The sequence below is a fragment of the Luedemannella helvata genome (genome assembly GCF_039528415.1).
GTDB classification, from domain to species: Bacteria; Actinomycetota; Actinomycetes; order Mycobacteriales; family Micromonosporaceae; genus Luedemannella; species Luedemannella helvata.
Genome location: NZ_BAAALS010000134.1, coordinates 1 through 569, shown reverse-complemented (window position 1 = coordinate 569; position 569 = coordinate 1). Strand labels below are relative to the sequence as shown.

The following is a 569-nucleotide window of genomic DNA, read 5'->3' as shown; positions in this document are numbered from 1 at the left end:
GCCGCCGTTGGCGATCGTCTGGTACACGCTGGCGATCTGGATGGCGGTCGTCGTCAGTCCCTGCCCGAACATCGTCGCGTACTTCGTCTGCGCATCCCAGGCCTCGGGGCCGCCGTGCAGGTCGCCCGCCGCCTCGCCGGCGAACCCCACCTCGCTGACCGAGCCGAGCCCGAAGTCGAGCATGTCCTCGTATCGCTGCTCGTCGCTCACGCGCTCGCCGAACAGCGACATCGCCGTGTTCGACGAGTCGATGAGCATGCCCGTCATCGTGTAGTTCGTCGGGCCGTGACCGTGGCTGTCGGTGATGTCGGCGCCGTTCGACGGCAGGTACTGGTAGTCGGCCGTGACGCCCGCGGTCGGGTCGCCCTTGCCGGCGTCGATGACGGATGCCGACGTGAGCGCCTTGAAGGTCGAGCCGGGTTCGAACGGCGCCGTGAACGCACGCGAGCCGCGGTCGTCCGAGTCGACCGAGGACGGCGAGTTGGGGTCGACCGTGGGGACGTCGGCGACTGCGAGCAGGCGGCCGGTCTTCGCCTCCATGACCGTCACGGTCGCCCACTGCGCGCCCG

General features: G+C 69.9%; 1 protein-coding gene. It reads right to left on the bottom strand.

Annotated features, from left to right (window positions below):
- The coding region (locus ABD191_RS29120) for a penicillin-binding transpeptidase domain-containing protein (RefSeq protein ID WP_344089199.1) at nt 1-569 on the bottom strand (569 nt) is incomplete at both ends.